The 21,172-nt window shown below is 45.8% G+C and carries 17 protein-coding genes; 9 read left to right on the forward strand and 8 right to left on the reverse strand.

Translation table 11 applies throughout. The annotated features are described in order from the left end of the window. Positions 1-9 precede the first annotated feature (9 nt). The 4 genes from ileS (at position 10) to FRZ54_RS06180 (ending at position 6,219) form a co-directional block, all read left to right on the forward strand. Complete coding sequence (ileS, locus tag FRZ54_RS06165) at positions 10-3,633, forward strand: isoleucine--tRNA ligase (RefSeq protein WP_147030762.1); 3,624 nt, start codon at positions 10-12, stop codon at positions 3,631-3,633. Continuing rightward, positions 3,630-4,016 (forward strand): TraR/DksA family transcriptional regulator, encoded by a 387-nt coding sequence (locus FRZ54_RS06170; RefSeq protein ID WP_147030763.1) that lies wholly within the window; start codon positions 3,630-3,632, stop codon positions 4,014-4,016. The genes ileS and FRZ54_RS06170 overlap by 4 nt, the downstream gene beginning before the upstream one ends. Beyond that, positions 4,016-4,621, forward strand: a complete 606-nt coding sequence (locus FRZ54_RS06175; protein WP_147030764.1) for a lipoprotein signal peptidase — start codon at positions 4,016-4,018, stop codon at positions 4,619-4,621. The genes FRZ54_RS06170 and FRZ54_RS06175 overlap by 1 nt, the downstream gene beginning before the upstream one ends. Before the next feature lie 107 nt (positions 4,622-4,728). Beyond that, entirely contained in the window at positions 4,729-6,219 is a 1,491-nt protein-coding gene (locus FRZ54_RS06180; protein WP_147030765.1) for a hypothetical protein, read from the forward strand. 238 nt (positions 6,220-6,457) lie between these two features. Here the strand turns inward: FRZ54_RS06180 and FRZ54_RS06185 are convergent, their stop codons facing one another. Next, the gene (locus FRZ54_RS06185; protein ID WP_147030766.1) at positions 6,458-8,098 is read right to left on the reverse strand and encodes a M28 family metallopeptidase; all 1,641 of its coding nucleotides are present in this window, start codon (positions 8,096-8,098) and stop codon (positions 6,458-6,460) included. A 138-nt stretch (positions 8,099-8,236) separates the two neighbouring features. Here FRZ54_RS06185 and FRZ54_RS06190 point away from each other — a divergent pair, with 138 nt between their 5' ends. Both FRZ54_RS06190 and FRZ54_RS06195 read left to right on the forward strand, forming a co-directional pair. Next, complete coding sequence (locus FRZ54_RS06190; RefSeq protein WP_147030767.1) at positions 8,237-8,929, forward strand: SIMPL domain-containing protein; 693 nt, start codon at positions 8,237-8,239, stop codon at positions 8,927-8,929. A gap of 148 nt (positions 8,930-9,077) precedes the next feature. Further along, positions 9,078-9,485 carry a hypothetical protein gene (locus tag FRZ54_RS06195; protein ID WP_147030768.1) on the forward strand — a complete coding sequence of 136 codons (408 nt, stop codon included), beginning with the start codon at positions 9,078-9,080 and terminating at the stop codon, positions 9,483-9,485. Between the two features lie 70 nt (positions 9,486-9,555). Here FRZ54_RS06195 and serS read toward each other — a convergent pair whose 3' ends face one another. After that, positions 9,556-10,839, reverse strand: a complete 1,284-nt coding sequence (serS, locus tag FRZ54_RS06200; protein WP_147030769.1) for a serine--tRNA ligase — start codon at positions 10,837-10,839, stop codon at positions 9,556-9,558. A 114-nt stretch (positions 10,840-10,953) separates the two neighbouring features. On the opposite strand from serS, the gene rsmI reads away from it, so the two are divergent. From rsmI to FRZ54_RS06215, 3 genes are all read left to right on the forward strand, one after another. Continuing rightward, the gene (gene rsmI / locus FRZ54_RS06205) at positions 10,954-11,625 is read left to right on the forward strand and encodes a 16S rRNA (cytidine(1402)-2'-O)-methyltransferase (protein ID WP_147030770.1); all 672 of its coding nucleotides are present in this window, start codon (positions 10,954-10,956) and stop codon (positions 11,623-11,625) included. Positions 11,626-11,728: 103 nt separating this feature from the next. Beyond that, a complete protein-coding gene (gene lnt / locus FRZ54_RS06210) occupies positions 11,729-13,375 on the forward strand; it encodes an apolipoprotein N-acyltransferase (protein WP_147030771.1) in 1,647 nt (548 codons plus the stop codon). 16 nt (positions 13,376-13,391) lie between these two features. Next, positions 13,392-13,832 (forward strand): thioredoxin family protein, encoded by a 441-nt coding sequence (locus FRZ54_RS06215; protein WP_147030772.1) that lies wholly within the window; start codon positions 13,392-13,394, stop codon positions 13,830-13,832. 49 nt (positions 13,833-13,881) lie between these two features. Here FRZ54_RS06215 and FRZ54_RS06220 read toward each other — a convergent pair whose 3' ends face one another. The 6 genes from FRZ54_RS06220 to FRZ54_RS06245 are packed head-to-tail and all read right to left on the reverse strand — an operon-like array spanning position 13,882 to position 21,135. After that, positions 13,882-14,733 carry an N-acetylglucosamine kinase gene (locus FRZ54_RS06220; protein ID WP_147030773.1) on the reverse strand — a complete coding sequence of 284 codons (852 nt, stop codon included), beginning with the start codon at positions 14,731-14,733 and terminating at the stop codon, positions 13,882-13,884. After that, positions 14,730-15,113: a response regulator gene (locus FRZ54_RS06225; RefSeq protein WP_147030774.1), complete on the reverse strand. Its 384-nt coding sequence runs from the start codon at positions 15,111-15,113 to the stop codon at positions 14,730-14,732. The genes FRZ54_RS06220 and FRZ54_RS06225 overlap by 4 nt, the downstream gene beginning before the upstream one ends. Positions 15,114-15,160: 47 nt before the next feature. After that, a complete protein-coding gene (locus FRZ54_RS06230; protein ID WP_147030775.1) occupies positions 15,161-16,474 on the reverse strand; it encodes a TolC family protein in 1,314 nt (437 codons plus the stop codon). A 5-nt stretch (positions 16,475-16,479) separates the two neighbouring features. Beyond that, positions 16,480-19,602, reverse strand: coding sequence for an efflux RND transporter permease subunit (locus tag FRZ54_RS06235; RefSeq protein ID WP_147030776.1), 3,123 nt, complete (start codon positions 19,600-19,602; stop codon positions 16,480-16,482). A gap of 7 nt (positions 19,603-19,609) precedes the next feature. Beyond that, positions 19,610-20,686, reverse strand: coding sequence for an efflux RND transporter periplasmic adaptor subunit (locus tag FRZ54_RS06240; protein ID WP_147030777.1), 1,077 nt, complete (start codon positions 20,684-20,686; stop codon positions 19,610-19,612). Beyond that, complete coding sequence (locus FRZ54_RS06245) at positions 20,683-21,135, reverse strand: MarR family winged helix-turn-helix transcriptional regulator (RefSeq protein WP_147030778.1); 453 nt, start codon at positions 21,133-21,135, stop codon at positions 20,683-20,685. Before FRZ54_RS06245 ends, FRZ54_RS06240 begins: the two co-directional genes overlap by 4 nt. Between the last annotated feature and the right edge of the window lie 37 nt (positions 21,136-21,172).

Here is a 21,172-nt window from a genome sequence, read left to right on the forward strand (position 1 = left end):
AACATATTGATGTACAAGGAATATAAGCAGCTGAATTTATCGCAGACAGGCAAGGATGTACTTGAGTTTTGGAAGAAGAACAACATCTTTGAAAAGAGCATTACGAGCCGTCCCGAAAATAACCCTTACACTTTTTACGAAGGTCCGCCTTCGGCTAACGGTATGCCCGGCATCCACCACGTTATGGCGCGTTCCATTAAGGATATTTTCTGCCGATATAAAACCCTTAAAGGCTACCAGGTAAAACGTAAGGGCGGCTGGGATACGCACGGTTTGCCTATCGAACTGGGTGTCGAAAAAACATTGGGCATCACAAAGGACGATATCGGCAAAAAAATATCCATCGAAGATTATAACGAAGCCTGTCGTAAGGAGGTAATGAAATTTACCGATGTATGGAACGACCTAACTGAAAAGATGGGTTACTGGGTAGACTTGACCGATCCGTACATCACCTACAAAAACGAATATATTGAAACCCTTTGGTGGATACTGAAGGAGCTTTATAATAAGGGCATGCTGTACAAGGGTTATACCGTGCAGCCTTATTCGCCCAAATCAGGCACTGGCTTAAGCTCGCACGAGCTGAACCAGCCGGGTACTTATAAAAATGTTAAGGATACCACTATTGTTGCGCAGTTTCATCTTAAAAACGATCAGCAACATCCCTTTATCAAAACCTTGTTTCAAAATGCGGACGAGGATACGGTGATACTGGCCTGGACGACGACCCCGTGGACGTTGCCATCCAACTGTGCGCTGGCGGTGGGTGAAGATATTGATTATGTTAAGATCGGCACCTATAACCCATACACTTTCCGGCCTGTAAGCGTTGTTTTGGCGAAAGAACTGGTTGGCAAATATTTTAAGGCCGAGGGTGAGAATGCCTCTTTTGAAGAGTACAAAGAAGGCGACAAAATTATCCCGTGGACCATCAAAGCATCTTTCAAAGGTTCGGACCTAATCGGCATACGTTACCATCAGCTAATGCCTTATGTAACCAATGCCGACCTGGAGCAAAACGCCTTCCGTGTTATCCCGGCTGATTTTGTGACCACTGAGGATGGTACGGGTATTGTACATACCGCTTCGGTTTTTGGTGCGGATGACTTTCGGGCTTGTAAGGAAAACGGTGTACCGTCGGTAATGGTGCTGGATGAAACCGGCAAGGAAGTACCGCTGGTAAACAAGCAGGGCCGTTTTGTGGATGAAGTGACGGATTTTGCCGGGCTCTATGTAAAAGGAGAATATTATAGCAAAGAAGAGCGTGAAGCGCCCGGTTTCCGTGAAACGGATGTGATGATCGCCATCAAGCTGAAAGAAGACAATAAGGCCTTTGATGTACGAAAATACGAGCACAGCTACCCGCACTCGTGGCGTACCGATGAGCCGATACTATATTACCCATTGGATAGCTGGTTCATCAAAACCACTGCGGTAAAGGACAAGCTGGTGGAGCTTAATAAAACCATCAACTGGAAACCGGAATCGACCGGAACAGGCCGCTTTGGCAACTGGTTGGAGAATCTGGTGGACTGGAATTTATCACGTTCGAGATACTGGGGAACGCCGCTGCCGATATGGCGATGCGATAATTTAACCATTAAAGAGCCGGAAATATGCATCGGCAGCATTGAAGAACTCAGACAGCAAGGGAGATATTTCGATTTTGAGGAAGCTATAGAATATTTCAGAATGCATCATGCTGATGAAATTCTGAAGTTTTTAGGTATCGATTATAATGATGATAAACAAGAGGACTGGGAAACTGTTGAGCAGTTTATATATAACATTCACGATAATTCAATTTCTTTAAAAAGTCTTTTGGACAATTGTCCAAATAGGGATATTCTCTTTAAAGAATTCTCATGTTCAATCGAGGAATATTTTGACAAAAGAAATATACCTGTCGATCTTCATAGACCTTATGTAGATAATATCATTTTATCTCGCATCTACAATGGCAAAACGTATTACTATTATCGTGAACCCGACCTGATCGACGTTTGGTTTGACAGCGGCGCCATGCCTTACGCGCAATGGCATTTCCCGTTTGAAAATAAGGAACAATTTAAAAATGCTTACCCGGCTGATTTTATTGCCGAAGGGGTTGACCAAACCCGCGGCTGGTTCTTTACCCTGCATGCCATAGCTGTAATGCTAAGCGAATGCAGCGACGAAATAAAAGCCATCAATAAGGAAGTTGGCAATAAGGGAATCGCGTTCAAGAATGTGGTTTCGAATGGACTGGTGCTGGATAAGAACGGTAACAAAATGTCCAAACGTTTGGGCAATGCGGTCGACCCGTTCTCCACCATTGAACAATACGGCGCAGATACGGCCCGCTGGTACATGATCAGCAATGCATCGCCCTGGGACAACCTCAAATTTGATATGGAGGGGCTGGACGAGGTGCGCCGCAAGTTCTTTGGTACGCTTTATAATACTTATTCGTTTTTTGCGCTGTACGCCAATATTGATAAGTTCACCTATTCGGAGGCAGAGATCGAACTAAAGAACCGTCCTGAAATTGATCAGTGGATCATATCACTGCTGAACACTTTGAGCAAGGATGTGGACGCCTTTTATGCGGATTTTGAACCAACCAAGGCCGCGCGCTCTATACAGGATTTCGTGGACGAACACCTGAGCAACTGGTACGTTCGTCTAAGCCGCCGCCGTTTCTGGAAGTCAGATGATTCGGCAGATAAGTTGTCGGCTTACCAAACGTTATATACCTGCCTCACGACTATTGCCAAACTGATGTCGCCCATAGCGCCGTTCTTTGCCGACAGGCTGTATAACGACCTGAACCAGGTGACCAAAAAGGAAAATTTCGAGTCGGTTCACCTGACTGATTTCCCTGCTTATCACAAGGACCTGGTGAACAAAGCTCTTGAGGAGCGTATGCAAATGGCACAGGATATATCATCGCTGGTGTTGTCGTTACGTAAGAAAGTAGGTATCAACGTCCGCCAGCCGTTAGCGAGGATATTGCTGCCGATACTGGATAAAAACTTCAAGCACCAGGTTGAACTTGTAAAAGATCTTATCCTTTCTGAAACAAATATCAAGGATATTGAGTATATTACCGATGCTTCGGGTTTTATTAAAAAGAAGGTAAAACCAAATTTCAAAGCATTAGGACCGAAAGTGGGTAAGGATATGAAGGCAGTGGCGGATGCAATCACCAATTTTTCCCAGGATGATATCACCAGGCTGGAAACTGAGGGCAGCATAGGCATACTTGATGCTAAATACCAGGTACTTGCGACCGAAGTTGAGATCATTGCTGAAGATGTGCCCGGATGGCAGGTTGCCAATATGGGAAAGCTGACCGTTGCGTTAGATGTTAACATATCCGAGGAATTGAAGGAGGAGGGGATATCCCGCGAATTTATCAACCGGGTGCAAAACCTGCGCAAGGAAAAGGGCCTTGAGGTTACCGATAAAATAAACGTTAATTACGGTGCCGGATCACCCGTGATTATCAAAGCGATAGAAAATAATTTATCTTATATTTGCGCCGAAATTTTGGCTGAGCGCATAGTACTTGATAATCAGTTAGGTGAAGGCGATACAGTACAAATTGACGGGAACGAAATATTGATTTTTATAACTAAGTGTAAATGAAACAAGAAAACGAAAAAACCAGGTACTCTGACGCAGAGCTGCAGGAGTTTAAAGCGCTGATATTGGAAAAAATGCGTATTGCTAAAGAAGAGTTGAACGCGCTTGCATCGTCGTTAAGTTCACCAAATGCCAACGGCACGGATGATACGGCCGGAACATATAAAACATTGGAAGACGGGTCGGCTACGCTGGAAAAGGAATCCATCAATCAACTGGCTGCACGCCAGAAGAAATTTATAGAGCAGCTGGAAGCTGCGCTTATGCGTATTGAAAACAAAACCTATGGTGTTTGCCGCGAAACCGGTAAGCTGATCCAAAAAGAACGCCTGCGTGCCGTACCACATACCACGCTGAGCATGGAAGCCAAACTGAAGCAATATTAATGAAGGCTGCTTATACCAGGCCATTTCTTATTGCCACTCTCGTGATCATTGCCGACCAGATTATAAAGACCTGGGTGCATGGTCACATGATCATGGGGCAGGAGATACATTTCCTTGGCAGCAAGGGCATGCTGCGTTACACCGAAAACAACGGCATGGCCTTCGGTATGGAATTTGGAGGTGATTGGGGTAAATTATTCCTGACATTGTTCCGCATAGGAGCCGTTATCGCGATAGCATGGGGTTTGGTTTACCTGATAAAACACAAGTACCACCGGGGGCTTATACTGAATGTTGCCTTAATATTTGCGGGCGCTTTGGGTAATATAATCGACTCTACTTTTTATGGAGTTATTTACCATTATGCACCGTTATTTCACGGCCGCGTGGTTGATATGTTTTACTTCCCGCTTTTCTCGGGCAATTTCCCGCACTGGTTCCCGTTTTGGGGAGGCGAGGATTTTGAGTTTTTCCGGCCCATTTTTAACCTGGCCGATGCCTCCATATCTGTTGGCGTTATCATGATACTGATCAAACAAAAGCACTATTTTAAACATCAAACTGCCGAAGTAACGACGCCCAACAGCGAGGTGGTGGAAGAGTAACCATAGTCAACGTAATTAATAGAAAGGCTGCTAAGTAGCAGCCTTTTTGTTTATGATCATTTTATTTGGCTATCTTAATGCCTTTATTTAATCAACTTAACCCTTTCATGAAAAAACTATTGATAAGCCTGATGCTGATCTTGCCCCTTATCGCGTCAGCCCAGGAAGAAGAACCGCCACTTTACAAAGACTTTTTTAAAGACATCCGCAGTCTTGAACCTTCGCTGGTGATTAATGATCACCTGAATATTATGTCAGTTAATACCGACAATGAAAATTTTAGCCTTACTGCGATAAACGACCAGGTGCAGTCCGTTTGGCAGTCATCATTGCCCGGTTATGTAATAACGGTACGTAAGTTTAATGGGAAAATACTGGCGGTAGCTGCGTCTGAATTCAGCAAAATAAAGCAAACTAATAACACTTTTAAAGCCTACATACTCGACCCGGCAACCGGCAAAACACTTGCGGAAAAGGTGATTTTTGACGGCGTACAGGATCATATGGCTTTTCCTTTCGTGTTTACCGGCGATGGCGACACTTTTAAATTAGCAGTTAGAGAAAGCGGATTTGAACGCAGATTGCACGTTGCCATGCCGAGCTTGCTGGGTATTGTGTCGATGAATTCGTATATCAAACAGTTTAACGAAACGAAAAACCTGGATGTAATAGACGTTAACGATAAACTGGAAGTTGTAAATAAAATTAAGCCTGTAATAGGCCCTGGTATTTTTATAGGCTTGACAGCTAATAACGCAGGCGATTTGTTTGTCGCCTGGGACAATAACGGAAAGATGGATATCACCAAATATGATAAAGGCAAAGCCACACCTGCAAAAACGATCACGGGTGACGTGATATTGGGGGACGATGCTTTAGACTCGTTTGGCGGGAATGACATTGTTATCAGGGCATCAAAAAATAACAATAACATACTATACTATTCACTGGTTTTCAGAAATCCGGATAAGGAAACAGAACTGGGCATTGGAAGGTTAGATTTTTCAACCGGCGCAAAAAAATATGTAAATGAACTGTTTACCAAAGATCACGTAAAGGCCATGAAAAAGAGTTTTGTGCCTGTGAATAAAAAGATGGATTCGCCAGACCTGGGCTCTGTGAAATCGCTAAACCTGCGATCTTTCGGAGAAAGTGATAACGGTCTGATCGCTGCGCTTACAAGCACGGCTACCTCGTCGGGCATGAATGGCGGCACCTGGGAAACTGAAAACAGTATTGTTGTAAACGGGTACGATCTGGACCTTACTCCCAAATTTCAGCAGTTGATCCCTACAGGGTACACTATACCTAACAGGCACTTGCCTTTGGGTTTTTATTTCAACAAAAGTAGTCTTTATATAATTTCGAATGACAAGCGCGGCATGACTACCTTAAACGGTACATATTCGATGATCAACTTCGCGACCGGCAAATGCGAAAAAATGTATTGGCTGTCAAAGAAAAAGATCGGCAATTCGCACCCGGCTGCGAGCCATGCGGTACTTTGGTTTGCTAACAGTTTTGTGGTTCCGTACATGGATATGAAAGGAATTACCGGATCGAGATACGATATTACGCTTCAACAGAACGCCTATTGATAGGAATCATTTAACTATAGGTTACAAAATATAACAAAAGCCGCTTTGTTACACTCCAAAGCGGCTTTCTTGTTTTTGCAAATACCGTGAAAACACGGGTTGCGGATTTAATTTAAAAGCTATTATTTTACATCAAAGCCTAAACTTTATCAGGTTCGGAAAGACAACTGCAATAATGCGGTTGTCTTTTTGCTTTTTAGAGATGCGCCGGAAATCACTATGCGGCACGCCATTTAGGCTATTTACCCATCGACTTATCCCTTATCGCTTTGAACTCCGAACCGTTTTTCCAACCGGGAAATGTGCTTTCATTTGCCAGGTCGGCACCAAGACGGTAAAGCAGGTTGGCGATCTGTGCCATGCCAGAAGCATCCATGTCCGGGGAATAGTTATCAGATGGCTGGTGATAGGTATTAGCCGTATAATTGTCCTGCTGTTTTTTGGCCCATCCTGCTTCATGCGTGGCGCTTACTGTGCCATTGTTCATATCAAGAGCCGGTACCCCTACTTTTGCGAAATTAAAATGGTCTGACCGGTAGTATCCGCCGGCTCCGGGCTTGGAATCGCCCACAACGGTGAGGCCATCCTCTTTTGAATACTTTTCGATATAATCTTCCAGGTCGTTCTGCCCCTTGCCGGTGATGGAAATATCTTTTGTTTCGCCGTAATTGCCAAGGGCATCCATATTGATGTTGGCAACGGTTTTATTTAAAGGGTAAACCGGGTGGGTGGCATAATATTCGGAACCCAGCAGGCCCTGTTCCTCCGCAGTAACGGCGAGGAAAATAATAGAGCGTTTCGGTTTTTCTTTTGCCTCCGTAAAGGCTTTAGCCATACTGATGAGCGTTGCGCTTCCATCGGCATTGTCCACAGCGCCATTATAAATGCTGTCGCCTTTCGCATCCGGTTTGCCAATGCCAAAGTGGTCCCAATGCGCGGTGTAAATGATGTATTCATCAGGCGCAGTGCTCCCCTTTAAAACACCGATGACATTGTGCGAAAGCGAATATTTGAGCTTGTTATGAATGGTTAGGTTTACAGTCATATTAAGAGGGATAGCTTTAAAGTCCTTTTTGCGGGCCATTGCGCGGAAGTCACCGGTAACTCCTGCCTGCGCGAATAGTTTTTTGGCAGCATCTTCGGTCATCCACCCTTCCACTTTGCAGCGGTCCATGTGTTTATTGCCTTGCTGCAGGTAAAGCCTTGCACCGGTATTGCTGCTGCTAACCACACTCCAGGGATAACTGGCCGGTTCGGTTTGATGTACAATGATGACACCGGCAGCACCCTGTCGTGCTGCTTCTTCATACTTGTAGGTCCAGCGGCCGTAGTAGGTCATGGTATCACCTTTGAATAATTTGGGGTCGCCTGATTTAAAGCCGGGATCGTTTACCAGCACCACTACGGTCTTACCCTTTACATCGAGCCCTGCATAATCGTTCCAGTTATATTCCGGCGCAACAACACCGTATCCTGCAAAAACCAACGGTGAGTTTTTCAGATCAACCTCCTCCAGTTCCTGCCGGGTAAAGGCAACAAAGTCGGTAAAACTATGCAAAGTGATGGGCGATTTCCCGCCTGTAACTTCCATCGTTTCAGAAGGACTGCCTTTGATTTCTACGAGCGGTACGTCCTGGTAATAGCTGCCGTTGTCCCCCGGTTCGAGACCTAACTTTTTGAACTCGGCCGAGATGTAGCGGATGGTTTTGGTTTCACCTTCGGTGAAGGGTTTTCGACCCATTAATGAATCGTTAGCCAGCACAGCGATGTGACTCTTGATGTCTTCGGGTGTGATAGGGCCGGTTGTTTTGTTCTGGCGATTGCAGCTCCATAGCAACGCAACTGCCGGGATTAGAAGCAGGGTGTTATTTCTGTTCATTTTAATTATTGGTCAGTTTCAAATGTAATAAGTTGAGGTGAAAGGAGAAAGCAGAAAGGCCAAAGGTTTTTATGATTGGTGTTGCGAATTAACTTTTACCTTCGTTAATAGTCTATGAATAATAAATATAAAACTGTTATGAAAAAACTATTGATAGCGGCTGTATTCAGCCTTATGAGCATTACTGCCTTTGCACAAAATGTGGACCTGCGGAGAAAAATTACCGTGACCGGCATAGCCGAACAGGAGGTTACCCCTGATATTATTAATGTATCAATCTCGTTACAAGAGTATATGGACGGTAAAAAGAAGATCACTATCGATCAACTTGAAAATCAATTGGAGGCAGCGGTGAAACAAGCAGGTATTGCAAAGGAAGATTTTACAGTGAACAACGTTTCGGCATGGAACAATACCTGGCAAAAGAAAAAGACCCCGGATTTTTTAGCAAGCAAGCAATATACTTTAAGGCTGCATAACCTGAATAAGTTCGACCCGATAATGAGCAATATCGATCCTAAAGGCATACAATCCACCTATATAAGCAGCTACGATTATTCGAAAATGCCCGAATTGAAGCGGGAATTGAAGATACAGGCGCTGCTTGCTGCTAAAGAAAAGGCCACCTATTTGCTAAATAGCATTAACGAAAAATTAGGAAGGGCGATAGATATTTCGGAAAGCGACAACAGTAACTATCCTATGGTAAATCAGTATGCTAACCGGGCGATGTATAAGGCGGCCGATGCGTCTTCAGCCGATTCCGACATCGATTTTAAAAAGATCAAATTAAGCTTCCAGGTTTCGGCAGTTTTTGAAATTGCGCCGTAACTTTTCGCGCCAACCTAACGTATACTAAAGATGCAAATGCTTACCCAACATTTGTTAATATTTACCTATTTTTTACTTTACTGATTAACAGGCACTTGACAATATAAAATATAGCATATATCTTTAGGTATCCGTAAACAAACTGAGCATGATACATTTTAGGACCGAAAGGGTATTATTGGTTGCTCCCAATATATTTTCGGTACAGATACTGGCAAATAACAAACAGATCCGGCACATTACGTCCGTCGATCGGGTTTTTCCTGCTATCTATGAAATGGCGCCACATATGATCATATTTGATTACGACTACCTAAGCCAGGATATGGAACGTATTTTACGTCGCATACGCACCAACCCGTATTACAACAAGATCAAGATATGCTGTTTTAAAAGCGGCCAGAGCAGGAAGATAGACAGTCTTTTAAAAGTGCTTGGCGTTAACCATGTGATCTATAAAGACGACCTGCAGCACCCCACTAAAGAAACCATCAGCCATGTGAAATCCATTTTGGATTCAACAGTTACGGATCTGCTGGTTAATGCTTCTTTTTGAAATTACCTCACCCTAAATCCCTCTCCAAAGGAGAGGGACTTTATATTCCCTGGTCATCACCAGTCACAAATTACTGATCTCCTTCACCGATCCACTCAAACTTTGTGTACGGCACCAATACCTCCGGTATTTTTATGCCTTTTTCGGTCTGATTATTTTCAAGCAGGGTAGCCACAATACGGGGCAATGCTAATGCGCTGCCATTAAGGGTATGGGCCAACTGGGTTTTACCTTCGGCATTGCGGAAACGCAGTTTGAGGCGGTTGCTCTGGAAGGTCTCAAAATTTGAAACGGATGAAACTTCCAGCCAACGCTGCTGGGCGGCGCTCCAGGTTTCCATATCGTAAGTGAGGGCCGAAGCAAAGCTCATATCGCCGCCGCACAGGCGGAGCACACGGTAATATAACCCCAATTTTTGAAGCAGACCCTGTACGTGCAGGCTCATTTGCTCCAGTAATTCGTAAGACTTATCAGGGTGGGCTATCTGGACGATCTCCACTTTATCAAATTGGTGCAGGCGGTTCAGGCCGCGTACATGGGCGCCATAGGAGCCTGCCTCGCGGCGAAAGCACTGTGTGTAGGCGCAATTCTTTACGGGCAGTTCATCGGCCCTTAATATCACGTCGCGGTACAGATTGGTAACCGGCACTTCGGCTGTAGGTATCAAATATAATTTGTCTTCAGTAATATAGTACATCTGCCCTTCCTTGTCGGGCAACTGCGTGGTGCCAAAACCCGAGGCCTCGTTTACCACCAGGGGAGGGATCACTTCGGCAAAGCCTGCTTTTTCGGCTTCATCCAAAAAGTAAGCGATGAGTGCCCTTTGCAATTTGGCGCCTTTGCCGGTATAAACCGGGAACCCGGCCCCGGTTATTTTTACGCCCAGTTCGAAATCGATCAGTTTATATTTGGCGGCCAGTTCCCAATGCGGCAGGGCATTTTCGGGGAGGTTAGGCATGGTGCCGTTTTCAAGCACTACTTCGTTATCCTCGGCAGCGACACCTTTTGGTACCGATATATACGGCAGGTTAGGCAGCAGCACCAGCTTTTGCTGCAAATCGTTTTCGATGGCAGACAGCGCATCACCCAGTGTTTTTATTTCTTCTTTCCAGGCGCCTGTTTTGGCTTTGATAGCTTCGGCTTCGTCCTTTTTACCGGCCCGCATCAGGTCGCCGATCTGTTTAGCTGCTGAATTAGCTTCGGCGGAAACCGAATCGAGTTTGTTTTGAGTTTGACGACGGTTGTTATCCAAAGCAATAACCTCGTCGACCAATTCCGTTTGTTTGAAATTTTTTACAGCCAAACGTTCCAAAACCTTTTCCCTGTTCTCGCGGATATAATTAACTTGCAGCATTGTTGTATTTTTTGGCAAATATAGTTAAAGTGGCAGTTGCAGAAGCAGTAGCAGTTGAATATCTGCTATTAAAAGCCGCTGCTACTGCCAGTTCCACTGCTACTCACGATAAATATGCCCGGTAAACTCTACTTAGTACCCACGCCGATAGGCAACCTGGAGGATATGACCTTTAGGGCGATACGTGTTTTGAAAGAAGTGGACCTGGTATTGGCAGAGGATACGCGTACATCGGCGCCGTTGCTGAAGCATTTTGGTATAGAAAAAAGGGTGTTTGCGCATCATCAGCATAACGAACACCAGTCGTCGAATGAGATCGTCCGGTTTTTGAAGGAGGGGAAGAACATCGCCCTGATATCTGATGCGGGTACACCGGCTATATCCGACCCCGGCTTTTATTTGGTACGCGAAGCATTGAAACATGGCATTGTGATAGAATGCCTGCCCGGCGCCACGGCTTTTGTGCCTGCGCTGGTTAATTCAGGTTTCCCGACGGACAAATTTTGCTTTGAAGGGTTTTTGCCATTGAAGAAAGGCAGGCAAACACGTTATAAACAATTAGCAGAAGAAGACCGGACCATTATCCTGTACGAATCGCCGCACCGGCTGATGAAAACACTGGAAGAAATGGCGACTTATTTCGGCGCTGAAAGGCAAATATCCGTTTCGCGCGAGCTGACAAAGATGTTCGAGGAAACAGTGCGCGGGACGGTAGCCGAAGTGAAAACGTATTTTGAAACGCACCCGGTGAAGGGGGAATTTGTGATATGTGTAAGCCCCCTCTAAATCTCCCCCTGCAGGGGAGACTTAAAAAGGCTTTTAAAAAAGAAATTATCATTAAATAAATATTCAAAAGTCCTCCCTACAGGGGAGGATTTAGGTGGAGCCTATGAAAAAAAACATTTTCCTTTCCATCCTTTCCGGTTTGCTGCTGTGGATAGCCTGGCCGCCCACACCGCATTTTACTTTTCTGCTGTTTGTCGGATTTGTGCCGGTACTGGTAGCAATGGAGAATATCATCCAGTCGGAGTCGGTAAAAAAAGGAAAGAAATTATTCTGGACCACCTTCCTTGGGTTTTTTATCTGGAACACATTATGCATCTATTGGGTATATAACGCATTGAAATCGGTTGGAGCGGCAGCTGCGCTACCGGTAGCTATTATACCCTATGCATTAGCGCCTTTACTGATGTCGACCGCGTGCTGGCTTTATTATCGTTTACGCAGGATAACCAGGCGCAATGTGGCCCTATTGGGACTTACCTGTTTTTGGGTGGCCTACGAATACCTGAACCAAAACTGGGATCTTAATTTTCCATGGATGACGTTGGGTAATGGTTTTGCTGTGAGCCATAAATGGGTACAATGGTATGAATACACCGGTGTTTACGGCGGCACAATATGGATATGGATAGTGAATATTTTCGCGTTCCTGGTCTACAATGGTTTGCATAAGCCGCGGGCGCGGTCAATGCGCTTGAAGCAGATACTGGCCCTTGGGCTTATTATTCTATTACCTATCGCCCTCTCGCTATACCGCTACCGCAGTTACCACGAACAACTGAACCCTTCGAATATTGTAGTTGCCCAGCCTAATATAGACCCTTATATGAAAGAGGGGGCCATACCGCCCGCTCAGCAAATTGACGTGCTAACGCACTTGTCCGATTCGCTCGGGAAGCCTAATACGGAGTTCTTTATCTGGCCCGAAACTGCTATTGCAGATCAGCAAGGATTAAATGAGGACAGGGTGCGGTCGAGCCCCTATTTTCAGCAGATACAGCATTTTTTAAACAAATACAAGAACGGCAACGTGCTGACAGGTTCGGAAGATATTAAAATTTACAATTCGAGAAAAACGTCCACGGCCGCTCCGCTAGACCCGCAAGGCAACGAATATTATGATGTATTTAATGCGGCCGCAAATTTTGAAAACTCGGCCGAAGTACAATTTTATCATAAATCGAAACTGGTACCAGGGGTTGAATCGATGCCATTTGGCAATGCTTTATCTTTCCTGAAACCTGTTTTCGAACACCTCGGCGGTACCACCGGCGGGTACGGCAGGCAGGACGAACCCAGTGTGTTTTATTCGCAGAGCGGAATAGGCGCCGCCCCTGTTATTTGCTATGAAACACTATGGGGTGAGTGGATCGGCCAGTCGGTACATAAAGGGGCTCAATTTATCGCCATTATTACCAACGACGGCTGGTGGGAAAATACATCCGGCAAGGACCAGCACCTGGATTATGCCAAATTGCGTGCGATAGAAACACGGCGCTGGGTTTGTCGCTCGGCCAATACGGGTATATCGGCTTTTATCAACCAGCGCGGCGATGTTGTACAGCAAACCAAATGGTGGACACGGACGGCTATTAAACAGGATATTAACCTAAGCTCGGACAAGACCTTTTATGTACTGCACGGGGATTACCTTGCCAGGGCGGGGAGTTTGCTGGCCGTTATTGGTGTATTTTGGATTGCCTTTTCCAAAATTAATGTATACAGGAAAAAGATCAGGAAAACGGCAGCCTGATAATTGAATTAGCACTATGAAAAAACTTGTTCTTCTTATCTGTCTATCTTCATTGGGTTTAATTACCGGTGCAAAGCCCGATCCGGTAAGATTCGGTAACGGTATAAACTTTACGGCCACTACTTTGGCGCAATCCATCCGAATGGCAAAAGAGCAAAAAAAGCTGATCTTTATAGATATATATGCTACGTGGTGCGCGCCGTGTACCATGCTGAAACTAAGAACTTTTTCCAGTAAAAAAGCTGGTGAGTTTTTTAATGCAAATTTTATCAGCTTGTCATTAAATGGCGAAGAGGGCGAAGGGCTTCAGCTGGTACGGGCCTACAAGTTAACCGCTTACCCGACAATGCTCATCCTGGACAGTACCGGCAAACCGGTCATTGTCACCATGGGTTATATGGACGCTAAAACGCTCATCCAGTTTGGTAAAGCAGGGATTGAAAAATCGGGACAGTAAGCCTATCGGCGACATAGCAGGATCCGTTATGTGTCCCTGCTTGTAATAATTAATTTTCGCGGCTCAGAATAAAATGAAGCAGGTCGTGTATGGGCTGGCGGATGATCTTACCCACTTTCACTTCGTTGCTTTCGCATAAGCGGATCAGTTCATCAGAAAACACATAGGCTATCGAGCCTACGAAGTTGCACTTATACTTATGATATTGGGGATAAGATTTGATGTTGGTGTCGATGAATTCGCTAAAGCCGCTCGCCAGCAGGTTCTGCCCGTATTGTGAATCACGTATCTTACTTATAAATTTTGTGAACGATGCGAGATAGAAGTTTCCGCCGGGCTTTTGATAGACGTTCTGGATGACGCTTTCCTTGGTTATCGGGTATTCGCTGCCGAATTGCCCCTGGATATCCTCCGGCATGTTGCCGTACAGATAATCGGTTACCAGGGCTTTGCCAAACCAGCTGCCCGAACCCTCATCGCCAAGGATATAGCCGAGACCATGCTTGCCCGAATGCACTTCCTCGCCATCAAAAAACGAAATGTTCGAACCGGTTCCCAGCACGCAGCACAGACCTTTTTCGTGGCCGCAGGTAGCAAAGGCGCTGCCTAAAAGGTCGCTGTCCACGCTGATATAAGCTTTCGGGAATAATTGGCTTAACGCATTTGAAACGATCTCGTGCCTGTCAGGACTTGAGCAACCGGCGCCGAAAAAATAGATCTCGGTAATATCCGACGCGTGTTTGATGAGCTCGGCCCCCTGATCCTGCAATATTTTCACCATTTCCTTTTCGGTGCGGAAATAGGGATTTAAACCTGCTGTTCTGAATTGTAAGGGTTCCTGCTTTGGTACTGCAAGCAACCAGTCTGTTTTGGATGAGCCGCTGTCAGCAACTAAGATCATGTATCAATTTCGTCGAGCGCTTTTTGAGTAAGCGGTTTGTGGATAAAATTGGTGATATACTTATTGTTAACCGATTTTTTCAGGTCGGTAGGATCAAGCGAGGATGAAAGCATGAATATCTTGATCGCTTTTTTGTTGTCGATGTCTATCTTATCATATTCCTGCAAAAACTCGAAACCGCCCATCAGCGGCATACGGATGTCTAAAAATATAACATCTGGAACTACTTTTCCGGAGCGAAGCGATTCGATAGCTTCGGAAGCTGACTGGCTTACAATAACGGTTTCGGCAAAGTTGCTGCTTTCCAAAATGCGGCGTGTGACAAAATTATCAATGTAATTGTCGTCGATCAGGAAGCAGGTTTTATAATGATTTGACATTCACTCCAAAAATAGGTTTTATAAAAATAAAAATGAACTTATTTTATTTATTGAATATCAATGCTGTTTGTTATTTGCTTAAGTGTTATTTCGGCTATTTTGGATTGATATTGTGCGGCAAAGAAAGTGGATTCGGCATCCAGGTAGTTGCGTTCGGCTTCGCGAATCTCAAGGGGTGTAATGTTGCCCAGTTTGTATTTATCCAGCGAAATCTCGAGGTTGCGTTTGGCAATGGATACGTTAGACTGCCCCAATTTGATCAGGTCGAGGCCGGAAAGATAGCTGATATAGAGATTGTTGATCTGTGCACGAACATTTAGCAGGGCCTGTTTACGGTTCAGCTCGGCGTTTTCGATACCCAGTTTTGCATTCTTTTCCAGGCGACTTTGATTAAAGCCGTTGAAAATGTTGATAGAGGCCGTAATACCATAGGTAAACCCATGTGTATTTTGCGCACGTGCAAATCCGGCCGGGTTGCTGCTATTGGTGTACGAATATCCGCCGTTGACCGCAACCTGCGGGTAGCGCCCTGCCTTAACCTGGCGCAGGTTGATCTCGGACAGGCGCTTATTGATCTGCGCTGCCAGAATGACCTGGTTCTGGTCCTCTGCTTTGGTCAATATCTCGCCAAGAGTCAGCTTTTCATCGACGATAATGGTATCGCTAACAGCAAATTGCGTTTGCAGGTCGCGTACCAGCAACTGGTTCATTTGAACCTTGGCGGCTTTAAACTGTTGCAACTGGTTAAGGTAATTGGCTGTATCGGTGTTCAGGTTTACCTGGGCATTCAACACATCAAGCTTTGAGGCCGTACCCACCTGGAACTTATCGTTAGCATAACGGTATTGCGTGCGTGATATTTCGATGGCTCCTTTCAAGGCTTTTAATTGCTGGTATTGATTGATAAGATTGTAGTAGGTCGCCATTACATCGCTCACTGTGGTCAGTACCGTATCGCGCAGCATAACCTGGCTCAACTGGTCGAACTGCTTTAACTGGTCGTAATTGGCGAACATACCAAAACCATTAAAAATGGTCCAATTAAGGTTTGGGCCGATGCTGAGGTTGTTGGTTTTGTTGTTGGTCAAAGTTTTCGGTCCGGCCGATGTGGTTTGATTAACATTTTGCACACTGTTCGACTGGGAAAAATTTCCTGTTACAGACGGCAGCATACCCGCAGCGCCGGGCGTAACGTTATTTTGAGCAACGGCCGAGTTATTCTTAGCGATTTGAATATGATAATTGTTTTTAAGCGCTATTTCGACAGCGTCTTTCAAAGTAAGCAGCGTATCCTGCGCCCGGCAATTCGCAATGATGAACACCAGGAAAAAAAACATACAGGCGGATTTTTTCAGATTCATATTGCTTAGTAGTCTTCAATTAATTTTGGTTCTGTAACTTTTTCTTCCTCTTCAGGCTCCGCATCGGGGTCGCGATGGGTTTTTGGCGCAAAGATGAGGTACATCATCGGTATAATATACAGCGTGAGCACCAGGGAGAACAGCATACCACCCATAATTACTATACCCAACGAAACCCGGCTTTTAGCGCCCGCACCCAAGGCAAAAGCGATAGGCACCGAGCCAAGTACAACTGCAAGGCTTGTCATTAAGATTGGACGTAAACGGGAAGTAGCTGCTTCAATTACCGCTTCATATTTCGGTAGCCCGTGCTCCATTCGCTGATTCGCGAACTCGACGATGAGGATGCCATTTTTGGTAACAAGCCCCACAAGTGTGATAATGCCGATCTCGCCGAATATATTCAATGTTTGGTTAAACAGCCACAGCGACAGGAGCGCGCCCGCTATTGCCAACGGCACAGTGAACATAACGATGAATGGATCGACAAAGCTTTCGAACTGGGCGGCGAGCACCAGGTAAATGAGCAATAACGCAAAAGCAAAAGCAAAAAATATGTTGGATGAACTTTCGGCCGCATCGCGTGAAGGGCCGCTTAGGGCAGTGCTGAATGTTTCATCAAGCATGCTTTTGGCAATCCTGTTCATTTCGACAATGCCATCACCTATCGTGTGACCCGGTGCAAGCCCGCACTGGATAGTAGCCGACTTATATCGGTTAAAATGATAGATAGCAGGAGGGGTTGCATCCTCTTCGATCTTCACCACATTATCCAGCTGTACCAAACGCCCCTTGTCGTTACGCACGTAAATACTTTTCAGGTCGATAGGCTGGTCGCGGTTCCCCCGGTCAACCTGGGCAATCACCTGGTATTGTTTGCCGTTGATCAAAAAGTAAGCGATACGCCCGGCGCTATAGTATAATTGCAGTGCCTGCGCAATATCTGAAACCGATACACCCAGGTCGCGGGCGCGGTCCCTGTCGGTAGTCACACGCAGTTCGGGTTTGGTAAACTTCAAATTCACATCGGTGCTCGAGAACACCGGGCTTTTGGAAACTTCGGCGAAAAAAGCGGGTAAGATCTTCCTGATCTTTTCAAAATTCTGATTCTGGATAACAAACTGGATAGGCAGTGAAGTACGTGCGCCGCTGCCGCCGCCGCTTATCGTTTGTTCCTGAACAACCAGCGCACGGGCATCCGGCGCGTGACTAAGTTTTTTGGTTAGCCAGTCGGCTATTTGCTGTTGCGACCGCTGCCGCTGGTCGGGGGGTACCAAGCCGATCCTGGCATACCCGTTGTTGGCAGATCCACCGCCACCGCTCCCCGGCGAAACGATCTCGAGGTCTACATTCTGTTCAGGTATCGAATCGAGCACCAGGTCAGAAAGTTTATCCATATACCGGCCCATATACTCGTAAGTGGCCCCTTCAGGACCTGTGACGGATACACGCAACAAGCTTCGGTCATCCAGCGGTGACAACTCTTGAGGCAGATCAAAATAGATGACGCCGGTTATTACCAGTGATATGCCCAGTATGACAAATGACACCCACTTTACCTTCATAAATTTGATGAGCGTCTCTTTATACGAACTGGTCATGTTAACAAAAAATGGCTCGGTTCTTTCGTAGAATTTTGATTTTTTAGCATTTTTCCGGATCAGCTTAACGTTAAGCATAGGCGTTAGCGACAGCGATACAAAAGCTGAAATCAAAACCGAGCCGGCTACAACCACGGCGAATTCGCGAAAAAGGCGCCCGGTGAAGCCCTGCAGGAATACGATGGGAAGGAATACGGCCGCAAGCGTTATCGAAGTGGAAATTACCGCGAAAAATATTTCAGCCGATCCCTCAAATGCCGCCTTCCTGACGGCCATGCCTGCTTCTACCTTTTTATAAATATTCTCCGTGACGACGATCCCGTCGTCGACAACAAGGCCGGTCGCCAACACGATACCAAGCAGTGTTAATATATTTATGGAAAATCCGAAAATATACATAATAAAAAATGCCCCGATCAATGATACAGGTATGTCTATAAGCGGGCGGAAAGCGATGAGCCAGTCGCGGAAGAACAAGTAAATAATGATGACCACAAGCACAAATGAAACCAATAGCGTTTCCTCTACCTCGCTTATGGATTGATTAATGAATTTGGTTTTATCAAGTGACACCTTGATGCTGATATCGGGTGGCAGGTCCTTTTTTATCTGCGCGAGCCTCACATAAAAATCTTTAGCTATCTGTACGTAATTAGCTCCGGGCTGCGGTACAAGCGCCAGGCCCACTTCGGGTACGCCGGAGTCCTTTAAGGACGTTTCTTCATTTGCCGAACCGAGAACCGCATAGCCGACATCGCTTAAATGGATCACCCGGTTGCTATCCGCGCGGATGATCAGGTTGTTAAATTCTTTCGCTGTGGTCAGTTTCCCTATTGCCCGTATAGCAACCTCGGTGTTGTTACCTTCAATTTTTCCTGCCGGGAGTTCGACATTCTCTTTATTCAAAGCGGTGGTAATATCCGTTGCTGTCAAACCCAGCGCCGAAAGCTTATTGGGATCGATCCACAGGCGCATGGCATATTGCCGCTGGCCGAATATGTTAATGGCGCTTACACCCGGTATGGTCTGCAACCCTTCCTGCAATACATTTTCAGCGTAATCGTCAACCTGCATAATATTGCGGGTATTGCTGCTCACGGTCAGGAACAAAATGTTATCGGCGCTTGCATCGGCCTTGGTAACCACCGGGGGGGCATCAATATCCTGCGGCAACTGGCGCTGGGCCTGTCCCACCTTATCTCTCACGTCGTTGGCAGCGGTCTCCAGGTCGGCATCCAGGTCAAATTCAACGGTGATCTGGCTGCTTCCTACTGAACTTGTAGAGGATATATTGCGGATACCGGGCACGCCATTGATGCTTTTTTCGAGCGGCTCGGTGATCTGCGATTCTATTACGTCAGCATTGGCGCCCGAATAGCTCGTGCTGACTGTGATGATAGGAGGATCGACCGATGGGAAGTCGCGAACCCCTAAGAAACTATATCCTATAATTCCAAATACCACGATAGTGATCGACATCACTGTAGCCAGTACCGGCCTTTTTATACTTACGGACGATAAACTCATAGGATGATCACTTTATAACTTTCATGATTTTCACCGGGACCTTAGGCCGCAGCTGGATAATGCCCGACACAATTACGCTGTCGCCCTGTTCAAGACCTTGTATTACCTGTATTTTAGTGTCGGTACGCAAATCGGTTTGTACAGGCTTTGCCAAAGCCTGCCCGTTGTGTGCCACGTAAACGATGCTGCTTTTCAGGTCGGGTATAATACATTGCGTTGGCACCATGATGGTTTTGGGTATCTGGTCGAGGGCCAGATTTATCTTGGCAAAGCCTCCTGCCCGCAGCATATCTTTAGGGTTCGGTGCTTCGGCACGTACCGTAACCGTTCTTGAAGTGAGATCGATAGCAGGCTCGATAGCGTACACCTTTGCCGCAAATTTTTCCCTCGAACTTTCAACCGTGAAATTGATCCTGCTGCCCACTTTTATCAGTTCCAGATACCTTTCAGGCACTGAAAAAGTGATCTTCGCCGGGTCGATATTTACAAGCGAGGCTATGGTTGCGCCGGGGACGAGGTAGCCGCCCGGGCTTACATTTCGGAGACCAATAGTGCCCGAAAAGGGGGCCCTGACCTCTGTTTTTGCTATCTGCGCTTTTATAACTTCGCCCTGTGCCGTCAGGGTTTGGAGCGAAGTAAGCGAAGTGTCGTATTCCTGTTTGCTGATGGCCTCTTTCTGCAAAAGAATGCTGTTGCGGTACTCGTTTTGTTTGGCAAGGGCCACCTGGTATTCGTTTTGCTTTAATGAAGCTACGAGGTCCTTATCATACACCTTTACAAGCAATTGTCCTTTCTGCACCCGGCTTCCTTCTTTAAAATATATGGCTATAATGTTTCCGGCTGCTTCACTCGTCAGGTTTACCTGTTCATTAGCATCAATGGTGCCGGTCACATCGATCGAGTTATTCAGGACGGTGTCTTTTACGATCATCACATCCACCGGAACCGGCCCGGTTTTCCGCTTGCCCTTTTTGCTGGCATTATTTGCCATAACCTCCTTACCCTTTGGACTATAAAATTTATTGTAGACCAGGTAGCCGATCAATAGTGCGAGTGCGATGTATATGTAATACCTGGTTTTCATACGGTTATATTGTGCGGTTGGGTTTGGATCGAATTCAGGTTCTGTTGCATTTGTAACAGAACATTGTAGAACACTGCCATATCATCTGCCGATATATTTTGTGTCATCGTGTTATTCATCTCTTCAAATGCGCCGACAATCTCCGGCACGGCCTCTTTGGCTTTTTCGGTTACCCGCAGCAAGTGTTCGCGCCTGTCGGCGGGGTTAACCTCGCGAAATACAAAACCATGTTCGGATAAATTGTCTATGATAGATACCATAGCCGATTTATCCTTCCCCAGCATGTCGGCAAGCGCGGTCTGCGTCAGTTTACCGTCGTGGTAACAGATGAGTGTCAACACATAATAGTATTGGTTTATATCAAGATGGTTAGTAACTTTTTCCAGTTCGCTCAGGTACAATTTGCCCAGGCGGATCAGTTTACGGGATATGGGTTCTACTATTTTCACGGTTTTCGATGCGGTGGTACGAAGTTAAATGGTTAGC

The organism is Mucilaginibacter ginsenosidivorans (genome assembly GCF_007971025.1).
In the GTDB taxonomy this organism is placed as follows: Bacteria; Bacteroidota; Bacteroidia; order Sphingobacteriales; family Sphingobacteriaceae; genus Mucilaginibacter; species Mucilaginibacter ginsenosidivorans.